This window comes from Mesorhizobium sp. M6A.T.Ce.TU.002.03.1.1, from assembly GCF_003997275.1.
Classification (GTDB): domain Bacteria; phylum Pseudomonadota; class Alphaproteobacteria; order Rhizobiales; family Rhizobiaceae; genus Mesorhizobium; species Mesorhizobium mediterraneum.
The window spans coordinates 1-18362 of the sequence record NZ_RZTI01000123.1; the positions used below are offsets into that span (position 1 = coordinate 1).

General features: G+C 62.7%; 18 protein-coding genes. 12 read left to right on the forward strand and 6 right to left on the reverse strand.

The features are described from left to right. On the forward strand, window positions 1-360 hold a 360-nt coding region (locus EOC93_RS26640; RefSeq protein ID WP_281033160.1), incomplete at its 5' end, for an NAD(P)H-hydrate dehydratase. After that, entirely contained in the window at window positions 357-2360 is a 2004-nt protein-coding gene (locus EOC93_RS26645; protein WP_127206114.1) for a hypothetical protein, read from the forward strand. The genes EOC93_RS26640 and EOC93_RS26645, both read left to right, overlap by 4 nt. 36 nt (window positions 2361-2396) lie before the next feature. On the opposite strand, the gene EOC93_RS26650 is transcribed toward EOC93_RS26645, so the two are convergent. Next, window positions 2397-3929, reverse strand: coding sequence for an acyl-CoA carboxylase subunit beta (locus EOC93_RS26650; RefSeq protein ID WP_127206115.1), 1533 nt, complete (start codon window positions 3927-3929; stop codon window positions 2397-2399). Window positions 3930-4335: 406 nt separating this feature from the next. Between EOC93_RS26650 and EOC93_RS26655 the strand changes: the two genes are divergently transcribed. Then, window positions 4336-5739, forward strand: a complete 1404-nt coding sequence (locus EOC93_RS26655; protein WP_127206124.1) for a DEAD/DEAH box helicase — start codon at window positions 4336-4338, stop codon at window positions 5737-5739. A gap of 97 nt (window positions 5740-5836) precedes the next feature. On the opposite strand, the gene EOC93_RS26660 is transcribed toward EOC93_RS26655, so the two are convergent. Further along, window positions 5837-6811 (reverse strand): alpha/beta fold hydrolase, encoded by a 975-nt coding sequence (locus tag EOC93_RS26660; RefSeq protein ID WP_127206116.1) that lies wholly within the window; start codon window positions 6809-6811, stop codon window positions 5837-5839. Between the two features lie 98 nt (window positions 6812-6909). Further along, entirely contained in the window at window positions 6910-7731 is an 822-nt protein-coding gene (locus EOC93_RS26665) for an SDR family oxidoreductase (protein WP_127206117.1), read from the reverse strand. A 213-nt stretch (window positions 7732-7944) separates the two neighbouring features. On the opposite strand from EOC93_RS26665, the gene EOC93_RS26670 reads away from it, so the two are divergent. The 7 genes from EOC93_RS26670 to EOC93_RS26700 all read left to right on the forward strand — a co-directional run bounded on the left by EOC93_RS26670 (window position 7945) and on the right by EOC93_RS26700 (window position 13336). After that, complete coding sequence (locus EOC93_RS26670; RefSeq protein ID WP_095488588.1) at window positions 7945-8979, forward strand: cysteine synthase A; 1035 nt, start codon at window positions 7945-7947, stop codon at window positions 8977-8979. After that, a complete protein-coding gene (locus EOC93_RS26675) occupies window positions 8979-9722 on the forward strand; it encodes an alanyl-tRNA editing protein (RefSeq protein ID WP_127206118.1) in 744 nt (247 codons plus the stop codon). Before EOC93_RS26670 ends, EOC93_RS26675 begins: the two co-directional genes overlap by 1 nt. A 36-nt stretch (window positions 9723-9758) precedes the next feature. After that, window positions 9759-10610, forward strand: coding sequence for a 3-mercaptopyruvate sulfurtransferase (sseA, locus tag EOC93_RS26680; RefSeq protein ID WP_095488590.1), 852 nt, complete (start codon window positions 9759-9761; stop codon window positions 10608-10610). 5 nt (window positions 10611-10615) lie between these two features. Then, window positions 10616-11179: a GNAT family N-acetyltransferase gene (locus EOC93_RS26685; RefSeq protein ID WP_095488665.1), complete on the forward strand. Its 564-nt coding sequence runs from the start codon at window positions 10616-10618 to the stop codon at window positions 11177-11179. A 99-nt stretch (window positions 11180-11278) separates the two neighbouring features. Further along, window positions 11279-11836 (forward strand): OmpA family protein, encoded by a 558-nt coding sequence (locus tag EOC93_RS26690; RefSeq protein WP_127206119.1) that lies wholly within the window; start codon window positions 11279-11281, stop codon window positions 11834-11836. Window positions 11837-11986: 150 nt separating this feature from the next. After that, on the forward strand, window positions 11987-12793 hold the full coding sequence (gene dapB, locus EOC93_RS26695; protein WP_127206120.1) for a 4-hydroxy-tetrahydrodipicolinate reductase: 807 nt from the start codon (window positions 11987-11989) through the stop codon (window positions 12791-12793). 75 nt (window positions 12794-12868) lie between these two features. Continuing rightward, the gene (locus EOC93_RS26700) at window positions 12869-13336 is read left to right on the forward strand and encodes a DUF1203 domain-containing protein (protein ID WP_127206121.1); all 468 of its coding nucleotides are present in this window, start codon (window positions 12869-12871) and stop codon (window positions 13334-13336) included. Window positions 13337-13550: 214 nt separating this feature from the next. On the opposite strand, the gene EOC93_RS26705 is transcribed toward EOC93_RS26700, so the two are convergent. Both EOC93_RS26705 and ald read right to left on the reverse strand, forming a co-directional pair. Continuing rightward, window positions 13551-14849 (reverse strand): outer membrane beta-barrel protein, encoded by a 1299-nt coding sequence (locus EOC93_RS26705; protein WP_127206122.1) that lies wholly within the window; start codon window positions 14847-14849, stop codon window positions 13551-13553. Window positions 14850-15049: 200 nt separating this feature from the next. After that, window positions 15050-16165, reverse strand: coding sequence for an alanine dehydrogenase (gene ald / locus EOC93_RS26710; RefSeq protein ID WP_126106674.1), 1116 nt, complete (start codon window positions 16163-16165; stop codon window positions 15050-15052). 159 nt (window positions 16166-16324) lie between these two features. Between ald and EOC93_RS26715 the strand changes: the two genes are divergently transcribed. Continuing rightward, entirely contained in the window at window positions 16325-16798 is a 474-nt protein-coding gene (locus tag EOC93_RS26715) for an Lrp/AsnC family transcriptional regulator (protein WP_095488596.1), read from the forward strand. Here the strand turns inward: EOC93_RS26715 and EOC93_RS26720 are convergent. After that, a complete protein-coding gene (locus tag EOC93_RS26720) occupies window positions 16795-17451 on the reverse strand; it encodes a 5-formyltetrahydrofolate cyclo-ligase (protein WP_127206123.1) in 657 nt (218 codons plus the stop codon). The two genes, EOC93_RS26715 and EOC93_RS26720, sit on opposite strands and share 4 nt — an antisense overlap. A 165-nt stretch (window positions 17452-17616) precedes the next feature. Here EOC93_RS26720 and EOC93_RS26725 point away from each other — a divergent pair. Further along, window positions 17617-18362, forward strand: a 746-nt coding sequence (locus EOC93_RS26725) for an FAD-dependent oxidoreductase (protein ID WP_164759287.1), incomplete at its 3' end; no start/stop codon positions are given.

Here is an 18362-nt window from a genome sequence, read left to right on the forward strand (position 1 = left end):
GGAGACAGGAATCTGTCGAAGCCGGCCAGGGCGCGCAGTGCCGCCGAGCGCGCCGGCGCCATCGTCATCTACAAGGGCGCGGACACCGTGATCGCGGCGCCCGATGGCAGCGCCGCGATCAACGGCAATGGCGCGCCATGGTTGGCCACCGCCGGTTCGGGCGACGTGCTGTCGGGCATCATCGCCGGCTTTCTGGCGCAAGGCATGCCGGCTTTCGAAGCCGCCTGCGCAGCGGTCTGGATCCATGCCGAGGCCGGCAGCCGTTTCGGACCGGGGCTGATCGCCGAAGACTTGCCGCTGGCGCTGCTGCCGGTGCTGCGCCAGCTTGCCGAACGTCGCAACGAGGTGACTGCTGGATGAACCGCTGGGTCGCGCTGCTTGCCACAGTCTTCATCGCCGTTTTCATGGCACACACCGCGCGCGCCGAAGGTCTCGTGACCATCGTCGACGATCCGGCCGTGCTCGCCGCCCTCGATGCCAAGGGTTTTGGTTTCGCCGGCATTTTCGGCGTCGATGGCAAGGGCGACCTGAAGACGCTCTATGACAAGGCACCGGGCTATCACGCAATCGTCGAAACGATTGCCGGCGATGTCGCCGCGCTGCGGGCCGAGATGAAGGCTGGCGGGCGGCCGCTCTACGAAGTCACCGACGGCAATGTCGGCCGCATCATGGACATGCGCTGGCTGAAGACCGGCGCCGCGCGCTTCAGGCTGGTCGGTGTCGTCAATAGGATCGACCGGCGCGATTTCACCGAAGCGCGCGACGACGGGAGTTGCGGCGAGGTGCGTTTCATTTATCGCCTCGCCTACAGCTTCAAGAAGAACGGCAAGGTTCTGGCCTCGCGCCTGCCGTTCAACTTCAATGCCATTTACAGCGCCACGCCAGACGCAGATGGCGGCTGCGTCGGCGTTGCCGGACGCTGGACGCCACAGCTCGACGAGACCGTCGATACCGGCTGGCTCATCGGTGGGCCGCTGGATAAGGCGGGACTGAGCTTCAAGCAGCTCGAGCTCAACGCACAAGTGGTGCGCTTTCCCTCCGGCCAGGAGACCGAATTCGGCGGCCAGGCCGCCTATCTCATGCGGATTTTTGGCATCGATGGAGAGACGGTCAGCGAGAGGCCGCTGGAAAACACGCCGGATGTGGCGCTGCTCTCGGAAGACGCCGCGCTGAAAGCGAAACTCGCCGACTATATCAGCGCCAATCTCGCGGCGGTCGATCTCGGCGTCTACGAAATCCCCGATGAGTTCCTGGCGAAAAAAGTCATCTCATGGTCGACCTTCGGCAGCGCGAGGCAGGCCAATCACCCGTTCACGCCGCTGTTCCAGCCTGCGGATTTTGTCGGGCTCGATTATTCCGCCTTGAAGCTGGTGCGCACGCCGGAAGCGCTGGTCGAGCGGCTGGATAATGGCGCCTGTCAGGGGTGCCACCAGGCGGGTTCGACCGCCGGTTTCCATTTCATCGGTCTCGACGACAAGACCACGTCGCCGCTGAACCGCATCGAGGTCGGCATCTCTCCGCATCTTAATGCCGAGATGCCGCGGCGCGAGGCCTGGCTGCGCGCGACGGCAGAAGGCAAGGAGCCGAACCGCTTCCGCCCATTGTCCTTCGCGCCGCCGGCGGCATGGAAGGACGCCGGCGAGGTCGCCTATGCGCCGGCCGCAATGGCGATGCCGTGCCTGATGCCGGAGGATGCGGCCCGTTTCGGCACGACTTGGCAATGCGGCGGCGGCACTGTCTGCACGCCGCTGGCGACTGCGTCGGGCGTGCGGACCAAACTGGCGCAATGCCTGTTGCCTAAGGACAGCGACAAGATGTTTGCCGGCCACCCGTGCCTGACCGGCTCGATCGCCAGCAACGGCACGCAGCCTTTCAACGACCGCTACAGCATATCAGGCCAGTTTGCGGCCTTCGCGACCGACATTTCGCGCACCGCCTACACGTGCCGGCCGCCGAAGATCGGCGTGCCGGCCGGCATCGCCTATCGCGGCTGCGACGACAAGGATCGTGCCTTTGCCGGCTTCAAGCCGGGCAAGCCGATGCCGAACGAGATCTGCGGGCTGGTCGGCGGCAAGAAATTCGACACTTGCGTGGCGACCAACAATTTCGACCAGTGCCTCGGCGGCGCGGTCAATCGCGGCAACCGGCCGGCTTGCTCGGCCGATCATTTCTGCCGCGAGGACTATATGTGCCAGTCGCTGCCACCAGACACGCCTGGTATCGGTAAGGTGAAAGGTATCGGCTTCTGCTCGCCGACCTATTTCATTTTTCAGATGCGCATCGACAACCACGCGACACCTTGGGCGGGCGCTGTCCGTGCCACCATGGGAGCAGGATTTGGCGCGGCGGAAGCGGAGTGAGCTTTTGCTGTGGCCGCTTTCGCGCTGTCAGCGCCGTCACAGCGGAATGTTGTCGTGCTTCTTCCAAGGGTTCTGCATATCCTTGTTGCGCAGCATGCGGAGCGCGCGCGCGATGCGACGACGGGTCGAATGTGGCATGATCACCTCATCGACGTAGCCGCGCTCGGCGGCGACGAAGGGCGACAGGAAGCGATCCTCGTAAGCCTTTGTATGCGCTGCGATCTTCTCCGCATCGCCGATGTCCTTGCGATAGATGATCTCAACGGCGCCTCTGGCGCCCATCACTGCGATCTGCGCCGTCGGCCAGGCATAGTTCATGTCGCCGCGCAGATGCTTTGACGCCATCACGTCATACGCACCGCCATAGGCCTTTCGGGTGATGACGGTGATCTTCGGAACGGTCGCCTCGGCATAGGCGAACAAAAGCTTGGCGCCATGCTTGATCAGCCCGCCATATTCCTGCGCGGTGCCGGGCAGAAAGCCCGGAACGTCGACTAAGGTGACGATCGGAATCGAGAAACAGTCGCAGAAGCGAACGAACCGCGCCGCCTTGCGGCTGGCGTCCGAGTCGAGCACGCCCGCCAGCACCATCGGCTGGTTGGCGACGAAGCCGACCGTGCGGCCTTCGACGCGCCCGAAACCGGTGACGATGTTTTTTGCAAAACTCTGCTGGATCTCGAAGAAATCACCCTCGTCGGCAACTTTAAGGATCAACTCCTTGATGTCGTAGGGTTTATTGGCGTTGTCGGGGATCAGCCGGTCGAGCGACAGATCGTGATCGGTGACCGACTGATAGCATTCGATCTCGGGGATATCAGCCGTGTTGGAGGCCGGCAGCAGATCGACCAGCCGGCGCATCTGCAGCAACGCCTCGACGTCATTGTCATAGGCGCCATCGGCGATCGAGGACTTCGTCGTGTGGACGGAGGCGCCGCCGAGGCTCTCGGCGGTGACTGTCTCGTTGGTGACGGTCTTCACCACGTCCGGCCCGGTGACGAACATGTAGGAGGTGTCGCGAACCATGAAGATGAAATCGGTCATGGCCGGCGAATAAACGTCGCCGCCGGCGCAAGGGCCCATGATCAGCGAAATCTGCGGGATGACGCCGGAGGCGAGCACATTGCGCTGGAAGATCTCGGCATAGCCGCCAAGTGCTGCCACGCCTTCCTGGATGCGGGCGCCGCCGGCGTCGTAGAGGCCGATGATCGGTGCGCGGTTGCGCAGCGCCATCTCCTGCACCTTGACCACCTTTTCGGCGTGGGCCTCGGACAGCGAGCCGCCGAACACGGTAAAATCCTTGGCGAAGACATAGACCGGGCGGCCGTTGACGGTACCCCAGCCGGTGACGACGCCGTCGCCGGCGATCTTGGTCTTCTCCATGCCGAAATCGGTCGAGCGATGCTCGACATACATGTCGAACTCCTCGAACGAGCCCTCGTCGAGAAAGACGTCGATGCGTTCTCGCGCGGTGAGCTTGCCCTTCTTGTGCTGTGCGTCGATCCGGGCCTGACCGCCGCCCATGCGTGCCATGTCGCGGCGGCGCTCGAGTTCCTTCAGCACGTCCTTCATCGGTCGATCCCCAATACGGAAGCTGATTTGTGGTAATCATGCAGGCAGGGGAGCGCAAGCGCGGCTTTTGCCGTCGATTTGCTGCGCCGCAACATGGCGCCCCTTGCATTCCGCGGCGAACTGGGCCATATGCGGCGACATAGGCGCTTGGGCCGGGAGTATCCGGCCTTCTCGACGAATGAGACTGGTTGCGTCTGTTTTCCCTCTTTCCGACATATCGGCAAGGCGGCGAAAAAGCCCCGTGGCATGATGCCTGCGGGCACGACAGCGCAGCCGTGCGGACGATAGTGTCCGCCGCCTTGTCGTTTCATGACAGTTTTTTCGACGGCAGGTTGCGCCCTGCCGCCATCGATGTTTGCGGCCACGAGCCGCGTGAAAGAAGAATACTTTGACCAACGAAAACACTTTGACCGGTGAAAACAATTTGACCGGTACGAACACTGGGGAACTTTCGGGTTTCGCAGCACTTGGAATCACCGGCGCGCTGCTCAAGGCCACCCATGGCGCCGGCTTCACCGAGCCGAAGCCGATCCAGGCCCAGGCGATCCCGCCGCAGCTGGAAGGCCGTGACATTTTTGGCATCGCCCAGACCGGTTCGGGCAAGACCGCGGCGTTCGCGCTGCCGATCCTGTCGAAGATCATCGCGCTCGGCACCAAGCGCCGGCCGAAGACCGCTCGCGCGCTGATCCTGGCGCCGACGCGTGAGCTTGCCGTGCAGATCGAAGAGATGATCAAGCTGCTCGCCAAGGGCGCGCATGTCTCGACAGCACTCGTGCTTGGCGGCGTCTCGCGCTTCAGCCAGGTGAAGAAGATTGCTCCCGGCGTCGACATTTTGATTGCCACGCCCGGCCGGCTGACCGACCTGGTGCGTGAGGGCGATCTTGTGCTTGCCGACACCAAATGGCTGGTGCTGGACGAAGGCGACCGCATGCTCGACATGGGCTTCATCAACGACGTCAAGCGCATCGCCAGGGCGACCGCGCCGGACCGTCAGACGGTGCTGTTCTCGGCGACCATGCCGGCCGAAATCGCCGAACTGGCGAAAGGCCTGCTGAAGAACCCGATCCGCGTCGAGGTGGCGCCTCACAGCACCGCAGCAGCCGAGATCGTGCAGGGTGTTGTCTTCGCCCGCACCAAGCAGAAGCGCCAGGTGCTGTCGACGATGCTCGCCGACGAGGCAATGAAGTCCGTCATCATCTTTTCGCGCACCAAGCATGGCGCCGACAGGGTGACCAAGGACCTTGAGCGCGACGGCTTCAAGGCCGCCGTCATCCACGGCAACAAGTCGCAGAACGCCCGCCAGAAGGCGCTGAACGATTTCCGCGAGGGTTCGGTGCGCATTCTTGTGGCGACCGATATCGCGGCGCGCGGCATCGACGTGCCCGGCATCAGCCACGTGGTGAATTTCGACCTGCCGGACGAGGCGGAGAGCTATGTCCACCGCATCGGCCGTACCGGCCGTAACGGCATGGACGGCATCGCCATCACGCTTTGCGATCCCTCCGAGAACAGCAAGCTGCGCCAGGTCGAGCGCATCATCCGCACCAAGCTGCCGATCGTTGCCGACCATCTCGGCAGCCCCGATCCGCAGCGCAATCCCGCCGAAAAGAACGAGCGCCATTTCGAGCCGGCCAACGACCGCAATGGTCGTCGCGACGGCAGGCGGCCAGGCGGCCAGAACAACGGCAAGAAGCGCTTCGGCGACAAGCCGGCCTTTGCCGGCGAGCGCAAGCCGGAAGGCGCCAAGCCGTTCAAGGGCAACAACAAGCGCCGCTTCGGCGGTAAGCGGCCAGCGGCGCGGGCTGCGTAATCACATAGTTGCATCCGGCCGAGCCTATCGGGGCTCGGCTGCTCACAATTGAAAAGGCGATCGGAGCGATGCTTCGGTCGCCTTTTTCGCCTGAGACCTACTTCACCACCGCCTCTACCCACACGACGATGCGCTGCGCGAGGAAAGCCGTCGTTGCTGGCGACAGCGCGTCACCTGCAATGACGTGGTTGTCCCGATCGCCGGTATCGTCGACCGGCACCAATTCGTGCGCGGCGCCCCAGCGCCCGGCAATTTCGCGGGTGCGGTCGGGCCGCACGATTTTGTCCGAATCCGAAAAGATGAACAGGGCAGGGATCGTCGCCTTCTCCACCGGCGCGCCATAGGCAAGCTCGGTAAGCGCCACCATCGGCAGCGTCGCGGCGATCGGATAGCGGTAGGTCCAGAATTTCTCGTGCAGCGCATTGCGTGGCACGAAGCTGCGTTCCTTGCCGGCGACCAGCTCGGCGATCGCTCGGCCCCACGGCATGGTCAGGAGTTCGGCGCCGGAAGCCTTGACGCCGAAATTCGGCGAGATGAACGCGATGGCCGCCACCCCATCCGATGCGCCCGGCTGGGTCGCAGCCCAGGCCGCCAGCGAGCCGCCGGTCGAGGTAGCGATGACGATCACCTTGTCGCCGATCGCCCGGCCGATGGCGAGCGCTTCCTCATAGTCGTTGATCCAGGCGTTGACGCTGCCTTCGGCCATTGCAGCACCGCCCTGTCCGTGGCCGGTGAGGCGGGTGTAGTAAAGATTGGCGTCCAACTCGTCGGCCACCTCGTCGGGCAGTGGACGAACCTCGCCCTTCGATGCCGAAAAGCCATGGATGTACACGATCGCGAGCGGCGTCCTGGCATGAACCATCGGGTTGGCCCAGATGATCTCCTTCTCCAGCCCGTCGTAGATGCCCGGTACGGCAGCCTCGTTGCGTGCCAGATAGGCTTGCGGGTCATCGCCGATCACGGAAGGATCGAAGCGGATCGTCGTGTCGGCTTGCACGCGTGGGCCAAGCATGAAGGCCAGGACAAGAATGACGGCGAGACCCAGTACCGCAAGCACGATCCGTCGCCCCATTGCAGACTCCACGTAACAATTTTCAACCTATGGCCGCAAAATGCAAACACGCAACGGGCATCCTGCCGGCGGCTGGACCGCCAACTTTGATGGCCGGCTTATTCGCTCGGCGGCTTGCGGTCGAAATTCAGCGGACGTGCCTTCCAGCGGGTCGCGGTGCTGATGACCCACCGGCAGAGTGGTCTCGGCAGGATGCTGAGCAGCTTCAGGCCCCAGCTCAAGCGGCGCGGGAAGGTTACTTCGAAGCCGCCGGATTTGATGCCGCGCGCCATGCGGCGCGAAGCGCGATTGACGGGCATCAGCCCGGGCATCGGCAGCAAATTCTTCTCGGTCAGCGGCGTGTCGACGAAGCCCGGATTCATCACCTGGATGCGCACGTTCATCTTATCAAAGTCGTATTTCAGCGATTCAGCCAGAATATTGATCGCCGCCTTGGTGCCGCCATAGGCGGCCGTGGTCGGCCAGCCGAAATAGGCGGTGACCGAACCGACCAGCACGACATGACCGCGCGCGCGGACACGCATGCGTTCGATGACCGGCACCAGGCCGTTGATGATGCCGAAGTAATTGACATCGAAGGATTGGCGAAACCCGCGGACGGTGAGATCTTCGCCGGCGGTCGCAATATAGTTCCCGGCATTGAAGACGGCCAAGACGATCGGGCCGAGATCCTTCTCGATCGCCGCGACTGTCTTTGCCATGCGCTTCTCGTCGGTGACGTCGCAGGGATAGGCCGTGACACGGCCCGGCATCTGCGCCGTCTCGACGACAAGCGTGTCGATCGGTTCGTCGTCGAGCGCCGTCACCGCGACGGTATAGCCCTGAGCCGCAAGGTCCTTGGCCAGTGAACGGCCGATGCCGCTGCTGCCGCCCGTGATCCAGGCGACGCCGTGCTTCGGGTTGGCCCGATAGAGAGTCATGCTATGCCCTGCGACTTTTTCTTAGCCTGTGCTCTAGCGATGAAGAAATCGAATGAAAAGAGCGCTTTTCAGCGAAAGCTTCGAACGAATGCTGGAACGCGACATCTGTTTTAGGAATTGCAGCCCAGAAATGCCGCTGGACCAGGCAAATTCTTGCCTTGAAACCGAAGCTTCGGGTTTCTAGGGTTCCGCCGCAAGCATAAAGGAATCTCCATGCCCCGTTCTGTGATCGAAGCGATCGGTAACACGCCTCTGATCCGCCTCAACAAAGCTTCGGAAGAAACCGGCTGCGAGATCCTGGGCAAGGCCGAATTCATGAATCCGGGCCAGTCGGTCAAGGACCGCGCCGCGCTGTTCATCATCCGCGACGCCGAGCAGCGCGGGCTCTTGAGGCCGGGCGGGGTCATCGTCGAGGGGACGGCCGGCAACACCGGCATCGGATTGACGCTGGTCGCCAAGGCGCTTGGCTACCGCACCGTGATCGTCATCCCCGAGACGCAAAGCCAGGAGAAGAAGGACACGATCAAATTGCTCGGCGCCGAGCTGATCGAGGTGCCTGCCGTTCCCTACAAGAATCCCAACAATTACGTGAAACTGTCGGGCCGTCTGGCCGAGCAGATGGCCAGGTCCGAGCCGAACGGCGCGATCTGGGCCAATCAGTTCGACAACGTTGCCAACCGTGACGGCCATACCCGCACCACGGCGGAAGAAATCTGGGCCCAGACCGGCGGCAAGGTCGACGGTTTCGTCTCGGCGGTCGGCTCCGGCGGAACGCTGGCCGGCGTCGCCTTTGGGTTGAAGGCCAGGAGCAAGGACGTCAAGATCGCGCTCGCCGATCCGCTGGGTGCGGCGCTCTACAGTTTCTACACCAGCGGTGAGTTGAAATCCGAAGGCAGCTCGATCACCGAAGGCATCGGGCAGGGGCGGATCACCGCCAATCTGGAGGGGTTCACGCCGGATTTCTCCTTCCAGATTCCAGATGAGGACGCGCTGCCGATCGTCTTCGACCTGATCCAGGAGGAAGGCCTGTGCGTCGGCGGCTCGACAGGCATCAACATTGCCGGCGCGATCCGGCTGGCGCGCGAAATGGGTCCCGGCCACACCATCGTGACCGTGCTTTGCGACTACGGCACGCGCTATCAGTCGAAATTGTTCAACCCGGAATTCCTGCGCCAAAAGAAACTGCCGGTGCCGGGCTGGATGGAACAGCGAAGCACAATTTCGGTGCCCTTCGAAAAGGTTGCGTGATGGCTTACAGGACGGATGCCCTGTTTCGTGGCGACGCCTATCTCAGGACGGCTGATGCCGTGGTTGTCGCCGTCAACGACCGTGGCGGCATCATTCTGGACCGGACGATCTTCTATGCCACGTCGGGCGGGCAGCCGGGCGATACGGGCACTCTCGAACGCGCCGACGGCAGCCTGATAACTGTTGCCGCCACCATCACCGGCGAGACCAAGGACGAGATCATCCACGTGCCGCCGCCTGAGCGGGCGGCGCTTGAGATCGGCGAGCCGATAAAGCTCGCCCTCGATTGGGAGAGGCGGCATCTGCTGATGCGCATGCACACAGCCTGCCATTTGCTCACCGTCGTCTGCCCGTTCCCGATCACCGGTGCCTCGGTTTCCGAGGACGACAGCCGTGTCGACTTCGATATTCCCGATGCCGGCTTCACCATGGAGGACGTGACGGCCAGGCTGATGGAACTGGTGCGGGCCGACCACCCGGTCTTTGTCAGGCTGATCACCGACGAGGAACTGGCGGCTAATCCCGGACTGGTGAAATCCAAGAATGTTCGGCCACCCGTCGGCACCGGCAAGATCCGCCTGGTCTGCATCGGCGACAACGCCTCGATCGACAGCCAGCCTTGCGGCGGCACCCATGTGAGGAGCACTGGAGAAGTCGGCGAGGTCCATATCGGTAAAATCGAGAAGAAGGGTCGCGAAAACCGGCGCTTCCGCATACGCTTTGGCCCGATGCCCGCGGCTTGATATATAGTTTGCCAGAGGCGGGACAGGAGAAGAAGAATGGCCGAAGACAGCCCTTTCACCGTCGACGCGGATTGGTTGCAGAAGCGCCTCGGCGAGCCCGGCCTGACCATCGTCGACGCGTCCTGGTATCTGCCGGCGCAAAAGCGCGACGCGCGCGCCGAATATGATGCAGCGCACATTCCGGGCGCCCGTTTCCTCGATCAGGATGCGATCTCGGATCCCGATTCCCCACTGCCGCACACGCTGCCGTCGCCGCAGCATTTCGCGCAATATGTCGGTGCGATGGGTATCTCGGCCGACGACACCATCGTCGTCTATGATGGTCCGGGCTTCTTCTCGGCGCCGCGCGCGTGGTGGATGTTCCGCGTCATGGGTGTGTTCCAGGTCTATATATTGGACGGCGGCTTCGACCGCTGGAAAGCGGCGGGACGGCCGGTCACGGCGGAGCCGACGAAGATCGCGCCTTGCGTTTTTCACGCCGATTTCGATGCCGCTCGCGTCGCCAGCCTTGCCGACATGCGCCGGATCGTTGGGACGGGGGAAAACCAGATCGCCGACGCCCGATCTGCCGGCCGGTTTGCCGGTACCGAGCCTGAACCTCGCGCCGGCATCCGCTCAGGCCATATGCCCGGCGCGCACAATGTGCCGTTTTCGGCGCTTGCTGAAAACGGCGAACTGCTGCCGAAAGACCGCTTGCGCAAGGTGATCGAGGACGCCGGCATCGACCTGTCGAAGCCGGTCGTCACCTCTTGCGGTTCTGGCATTACGGCGGCGGCGATCACGCTGGCGCTCGAGACGCTTGGCCATACCGACAACAGGCTCTACGACGGTTCATGGACGGAATGGGGTGGGCTTTCCGATACGCCCGTGGTGACGGGCAAGGACTGACGGTGATGAAGAACGGAGCGCTGGAAGACATCGAGGTCACGGTGACGTTTCTCGAAATGCATGTGCCGCCGGCCTATTCGCCGCCAGTGCCGTACAACCGTCAGATCGCATTGCTGAAGACCAAGGACATTCCACTGCATTTCTACCGCTATCTGATGGACCGGGTGGGCCGCAAATGGCACTGGGTCAACGTGCTGAGGCTAAGCGACGAGGAGCTGTCTGCAGGCATCCACCGCGAAGACCGCGACATCAGGGTGCTCTATCTCGACGGCGCACCGGCCGGCTTTTTCGACCTCAAGCCGCATTTGCCGGAGGAAGTGGAACTCGCCTATTTCGGCATGATGGAGCATGCGACAGGCCAAGGCATAGGCCGCTGGTTCCTGGGTGCGGCGATCGCCGCCGCCTGGTCGCATGGGCCGAAGCGGGTGACGGTGCAGACCTGCACGCTCGATCATCCTGCGGCACTGCCGCTCTACCAGAAACTCGGCTTTGCGCCGGTGGCGCAAAAGAAGGAGATCGTGCATCCAATGTCCTTAGCCGAGCGCTCGGCCAGCGTCATGCGGCCATGATTTTCTCCGCAACCTGAACTTATTGTTCATCAAAGCTTCAGCTTGTCTTTGCCATCTTGCCGGCACCATCAATGCGGCCGAGGCCGAAGGAGAAAAGACATGCTGACCCGACGCACATTTGCCGCCGCGCTGATTGCCGCGCTCGCCGTGCCGACCGTAGCCGCCGCCCAGGCGACCACGCCCTCGGCGGCGACGATCGAGCGCCAGCTTGAGGCGGCGCCCCGAGTTAAGCTGCGCCCGAACCAGCGCGTCACCATCCGCGAATTCAAGAGGCGGCCGGACCTGCGGCGCATGGCCCGCTCGATCGATATCCAGTCGATCAATTTCGCCTTTGGCTCAGCGGCCATTTCCAGCTCGCAATACGGCAAGATCGAAAACATCGCCGATGCGCTTCAGCGCATCTTGCGGCGCGACCCTGGTGCCCGTGTTTTGATCGAGGGCCATACCGACGCGGTCGGCTCCTTCCAGTCGAACCAAATCCTGTCCGAACAGCGCGCCGCCTCGCTGAAGCGCACCCTGGTGCGCGAATTCGACGTGCCGGGTTATGCGCTCGAAACCGTCGGTTACGGCGAGGAATTCCTGCTCGTGCAAACGCAGAACGAGAATTGGCGCAATCGCCGGGTGACGCTCCGCCGCTTCGACGACTTCATAAGGTAGTAAGTCAGATACTCGACGCCTGCCGAATCCTATTCTCCGTCTGGATCAACAGTCAAAACAGTCAAAAGAGAGCCCGGCTTGAATGAGCCGGGTTCTTTCCATATCGCTGGTCGTTCAAGCCCAATGTGATGGCGCGAAAGGACCAAAACGATGGCGATACGTGTGGTGATGGCCGGTGCGACCGGCTGGGTCGGCAAGGCGCTGGTTCCGGCGATCGGGGCGCAAGGCGACATGGCGCTGGCCGGGGCCGTGTCACGCAGCGGCGCGGGGCAGGATTCCGGGCTGCTGGTTGGCATCCCGGCCAACGGCATCACCGTTTCCGCCTCGCTGGCCGAGGCGCTGGAGGTGCCGTCCGACGTGCTGGTCGACTACACCAAGCCGCATGTAGTGAAGGACCATGCGCTGCTGGCCATGGAGAAAGGACGGCACGTTGTGATCGGCACGTCGGGGTTGGGTGCGGCCGATTTTGCCGAGATCGATGCTGCAGCACGCGCCAATCGTGTCGGCGTTATTGCAGCCGGCAATTTTTCGATCACCGCCACGCTGATGAAGCGGTTTGCTCTAATGGCGGCGAAATATGTGCCGGATGTCGAGGTCATCGACTATGCCAGCGCCAAGAAGCCCGACGCGCCGTCCGGCACCGCGCGCGAGCTTGCGGAGGCGCTGGCCGATGTCCGCAAGGCTTCGACCGCGCGGCCGGTCTCGGAGGTCTCCGGTGTGCCTGGAACGCGCGGCGCGGCGGTCGGTGCGGGCGAGGGGGTGCAGGTGCATGCGCTTCGCCTGCCTTCCTACATCCTGTCCTGCGAGGCGTTGTTCGGCCTGCCCGACGAGCGGCTGACCATCCGTCATGACGCCGGATCGTCCGCCGCTCCTTACGTGGCCGGCACGTTGCTCGCCATCCGGCGGGTGCAGGAGGTCACCGGGCTGGTGCGCGGTCTCGATGCGTTGATGGACTGATAGACTCGGCAGGAATCGGGTGGGAGCGCTGGCGCAGCGGCGTAATTTCCGGTCGACGATACCGGAGATTTCGCCATGACCATCCAGTTCAAAGCCTTGCCCACGGAAGATGTCAGAGCCTTGCAGCGCGGCGGGCCGGACGCCTACGGCCTGACACCAGAGCGGAAAATATCCGACGGTGACGGCGTGCCTTGCCGCCACTGCCTGAACAACGTGGCCGCCGGCGACGCCTATCTCATCCTGGCCTACCGGCCATTCCCGGAATTGCAGCCCTATGCCGAGACAGGGCCGATCTTTCTACACGCCGAGGAATGCGAGCGCGCTGCCGAAGCCGAGGCGCTTCCCGAAATGCTCGAAAGCACCGACTACATCGTCCGCGGCTACGGCAAGGACGACCGCATCGTCTATGGCAGTGGCGGCGTCATCCCGACGGGCGCTATCGCGGCGCGGGCAGAGACTTTGTTCGAGCGCGACGACATCGCCTATGTGCATGTCCGCTCGGCGCGCAACAATTGCTACCAGTGCCGGATCGAGCGCGCGTGACGATCCGGGCGGTATTCATCTGTCGTACGCCTGTCGCAATGTCGCGTTAGAAAAGCATTGTCGATCGATTTGCCGACCGCGGATGAACCGGCGGGAAGTCTCGACATCCGAGGAAGCGGGGCTTTGGCTCCGCTTTTTTGTTGCCCGCATTCTCTCGCCCAAAGAAAAAGCCCGCCGGAACGACCGACGGGCTTTGACTGTTGTCTGGACGGTTTTAGTTGAACTTGTACTTCGCACCGATACGGACGGTGTGGAACGAAGGCGTGGAGGTGAGGCTGTCATCCGGCGCCCCAATATCCGACGAAAAATCGTTCTTGGAGAACTGCGAATAGCGGTATTCGAGGCCGACGGTCACGTTGCTGGACATAGCCGTTTCCAGACCGCCACCAACTGAGAAGCCGCTGGAGTCCCAATCGAGGATATCACCGATGGGTGAGGACGCATTCAGATCGAAGTGCTGCCAGCTGTAGCCGCCGAGCACATAGGCCAGGGTTGATTCGTTGACTTTCATACCGACGCGGCCAAGCACATCGAAACCGTAATCAGTATCCAGATTAATGGATCCGCCCGGGAGCTTCAGCTCTGAAGTCATGCCGGAGTAGCGGGCATCAACCATGACGCCTGCGACCCAGCTGCCGAAGTCATGGTCGTAGCCGACGTTCAATTCGCCGAACACACCTTCGCCACCGAGCCCGTTGAACTCCAGGCCACCAAGCGGCGGAACTTCGATCTGATGCACCGACGCACCCGCGCCGGCGGCACCGCCGACGTAGAAGCCAGTCCAGTTGTAGGCAGGGGCCTCAAAAGAGGCGACACCGCCATTCTGGGCGCCAAAGCGATAGTTGGCCGCAACCTGGAACGTATGCCGCGACGTGTCCGTGTCGAGAACGCCGTCCGGTATATCGAACTCGGAAAGAATGTTCTGAGTACCGAAGCGGGTATAGCGATATTCTGACTTGATGGTCCAGTTGCTGTTGATGGCCGTTTCAACGCCAGCTCCGACAAAGTAGCCGCTCTGGTCCCAATCGAAGTCAAAACCTGCGTTCGTGTCGAGCTTGTACTTCTGCCAGGAATAGCCGCCGAGCACATAGCCCAAAGTGTTTGGCGTGAAGAGGTAGCCAACCCGCAAACCAGCGTCGAAACCATAGGTCTCGCGGATCGAAGCGTCCAATCCAGCAACATCGAGCGTGGTTTCAATGTTGCCGACATGGGCGTCCAAAAGCCCGCCGATCAGGAAGCGCGGCGACACCATGTAGTCGAAGCCGACGGTCAGTTCACCGTACACGCCTTCACCGCCAATGCCGTTCAGCGAGAAGCCAGGAAAAAAATCGCTGCTGAGCTCGTGGACATTGGCGCCGGCGCCAACACCAAAGCCGACATAGATGCCACTCCAGTTGAAGCCCGACGTCTCGACGACCGGCACAACTGCGTCGGCGGCATGAGAAACCGATCCAAGCGCCAGAACGGAAACCGCGCCAAGAAGAACAGATTTTGCGAATCTTTTGCTGATCATTGCCCCTACCCTTTGAAACCCAGCACGTCTCTAGCAGCAGCCCATGCTGGCCGCTGTAGCAAAAAAGTCACAGGAGGAGCAGATTGCAAGCAAGCCGAGCAAAACCGGTCAGCTAATCGCAAACCGTGAAATCTGCTTGCGGAAAAACAGAGCCGCCGACAGGCGTCGGCGGCTCTGTGGGGAAGGAATCAGGGGCGGGTTCAGGCGGCGAGAACGGCCTTCGGCTCGACCAGATCGTAGCCGAGTGCTTCGGCCACCGCGCGGTTGGTGATCTTGCCCTTGTGGACATTCAGGCCGTTGCGCAAATGATGATCGTCGACCAGCGCCTTCAGGCCCTTGTCGGCGAGCTGCAGGCCATAATGCAGAGTCGCGTTGTTGAGCGCATGGGCCGAGGTGACCGGCACCGCGCCCGGCATGTTGGCGACGCAATAGTGAATGACGCCGTCGACCTCATAGGTCGGCTCGGCATGGGTTGTGGCGTGCGAGGTCTCGAAGCAGCCGCCCTGGTCGATGGCGACGTCGACCAGCACGGAACCTTTCTTCATGCCCGATAGCATTTCGCGCGAAACGAGTTTCGGCGCGGCGGCACCCGGGATCAGCACGGCCCCGACGACGATGTCAGCCGAAAAACATTCCTCTTCCAGCGCCTCGACGGTCGAGTAGCGAGTGTGGACGCGGCCGCCGAAGATATCGTCGAGCTGGCGCAGGCGCGGGATCGAACGGTCGATGATGGTGACGTCGGCGCCAAGCCCTGCCGCCATCCGGGCGGCATGCAGGCCGACGACGCCGCCGCCGAGCACAGTGACCTTGCCGGGCAGCACGCCGGGCACGCCGCCGAGCAGCACGCCGCGGCCGCCATTGGCCTTTTGCAGCGCGGTAGCGCCGGCCTGGATCGACAGGCGGCCGGCAACTTCCGACATCGGCGCCAGCAGCGGCAGGCCGCCGCGGTCGTCGGTGACGGTCTCGTAGGCGATGGCCGTCACGCCCGAGGCCAGCAGGCCCTTGGTCTGCTCCGGATCTGGAGCGAGATGGAGATAGGTGTAGAGTATCTGGCCGTCACGGAGCTGAGCCCATTCATTGGGCTGAGGTTCTTTGACCTTGACGATCATGTCGGACTTGGCGAACACGTCGGCGGCCGTCTTGGCGATGGTGGCGCCGGCGGCGCGATAGGCGTTGTCGTCGGCGCCGATGCCGGCGCCGGCACCGGTCTCGACCAGCACTTCGTGGCCATGCGCGACATATTCGCGGACCGAGCCCGGCGTCAGGCCGACGCGGTATTCGTGGTTCTTGATTTCCCGGGGGCAGCCGACGCGCATCTTCTTCTCCTCCTGATCCAGCCCTTTGGGGCATGTTCCCTGTCCAGAGATAGTGAACCACGAATCGTCCCGTAGGTGTTTGCGAATGCGCTTGCGCAAGAGGGTGTGGTTCGATAATCGTTGCGCAAAATAGATGGATTGTCGCAGGAATCCCGAAAAATGCCGCTCGACAGGATCGATATCGCCATACTCGAGACATTGCAGAAGGATGGGCGGATACCCAACGCGGCGCTTGCCGAGAAGGTCGGCCTGTCGCAGTCGGCCTGCTCGCGGCGGCTGGACAATCTGGAGAAATCCGGAACCATCCGCGGCTATCACGCCCGGCTTTCCAATGCCGCTCTTGGCCACCAGATGACGGCGATCGTGCATATATCGCTATCGGGGCAATTCGAGAAAACACTGTCGGATTTCGAGGCGGCGATAAAGCGCTGCCCGAATGTTCTGTCCTGCCACCTCATGTCAGGCGAATACGATTATATACTGCGCATCGCGGCGAAGGACCTCGTCGACTATGAGCGCATCCACAAGGAGTGGCTGTCGGCGATGCCGCATGTGACGAAGATCAATTCGTCCTTCGCCTTGCGCGAGATCGTCGACCGAACGGCCGTGGGGATGAAGCCGGAGATGGCTTAGGCCTCGAAGGCCTCTGTCACCACCCGGTCCATCGGTACGTCATGCGGTTGCGGGTAGATGGTGGCGATGCGCTGCAACTCGTAACCGACACCGATGACCAGCGGCTTGACCGGCATCGCCGCCAGCGTCCGGTCGAAGAAACCGCCGCCATAGCCCAGCCGATACTGTCCTGGATCGATGCCGACGATCGGCGAAATGACGATGTCGGGCAGCACCGGATCGCCTTCAGCCGGGATCGGGATATTCCAGACACCCTTCTCGAGCCGGTCGCCCGGTGCGTAGACGCGAAAGATAAGCGGCCTGCCTTTCTCGATGACAACAGGCAGTGCGGTGCGGCCACCGCGCTCATTGATGGACGCCATCCATGGCCGCAGATCCGGCTCGCCGCGGAACGGCCAATAGAGGCTGATCATGCGGCCGGCGATGTCACCGATCACCGCGTCGAGGCTTTCGCCGATGCGCTGCGACATTGCCGTCCGCACGTCAGCCGAGACAGCGAGGCGGGCTGCAATCAGCCGCTCGCGTTCGGCCTTGCGCCATCGTTTGACGTCGGTCCAGTCGGATAGGGACGCCCGGAATTCCGGGTCGAGCTCATGCATGAAGCAAGGCGGCGAAGAATAGTGCGCCGGACCGTCGTCATGATCGCTATCCAAGTTCCACTCCCGTCGTCTGTTTCGATGAAATTATATCCGCCGGCAGGATGGGGGCATGTACATTCGCGACATCTTAGGGCGGGCAGTCGGCAAAGTTGGATGTTGTTGCAGTGCACAAAACTATCTACATCAGCCTTGGCGAAATTGCTCTCCGGAGTGAATGAGATGAATGAATCCAGCCATCACGTCGTTGTCGTCGGGGCAGGCTTTGGGGGGCTCGAATTCACCCGCGCGCTTGACGGTGCGCCGGTGCGCATCACCATGATCGACAAGCGCAACCACCATCTCTTCCAGCCGCTGCTCTACCAGGTGGCGACCACGGCGCTGGCGACCTCGGAAGTCGCCTGGCCGATCCGCCATCTCCTGCGCAAGCGCAAGGACGTGACGACGCTGCTCGCCACCGTCAGCGGTGTCGACCGCGCCGGCAAACGCGTGCTGCTCGATGATGGCAATGCGGTCGCCTACGACACGTTGCTGCTAGCCACCGGCGCCCGCCACGCCTATTTCGGCCATGACGAATGGGAGCCTTTCGCACCGGGGTTGAAGACGCTGGAGGACGCCACCACCATTCGACGGCGCATTCTGCTCGCCTTCGAGCAGGCCGAGCGGGAAACCGATCCCACCAAGCGCCAGGCGCTGCTTACGCTGGCGATCGTCGGTGGCGGGCCGACCGGCGTGGAACTGGCCGGCACTATTGTCGAACTGGCGCACGACACGCTGCGCGGCGAGTTCCGCAACATCGACACGCGGCAGACGCGCGTGGTGCTGATCGAGGCCGGCGACCGCGTCCTTCCCAATTTCGCCCCGGAACTCTCCGATTACGCCAGCAAGGCGCTCGAGCGGCTCGGCGTGACGGTCGAACTCGGCCGGCCCGTCACGCGCTGCGATGCCGAGGGCGTGGTTTTCGGTGA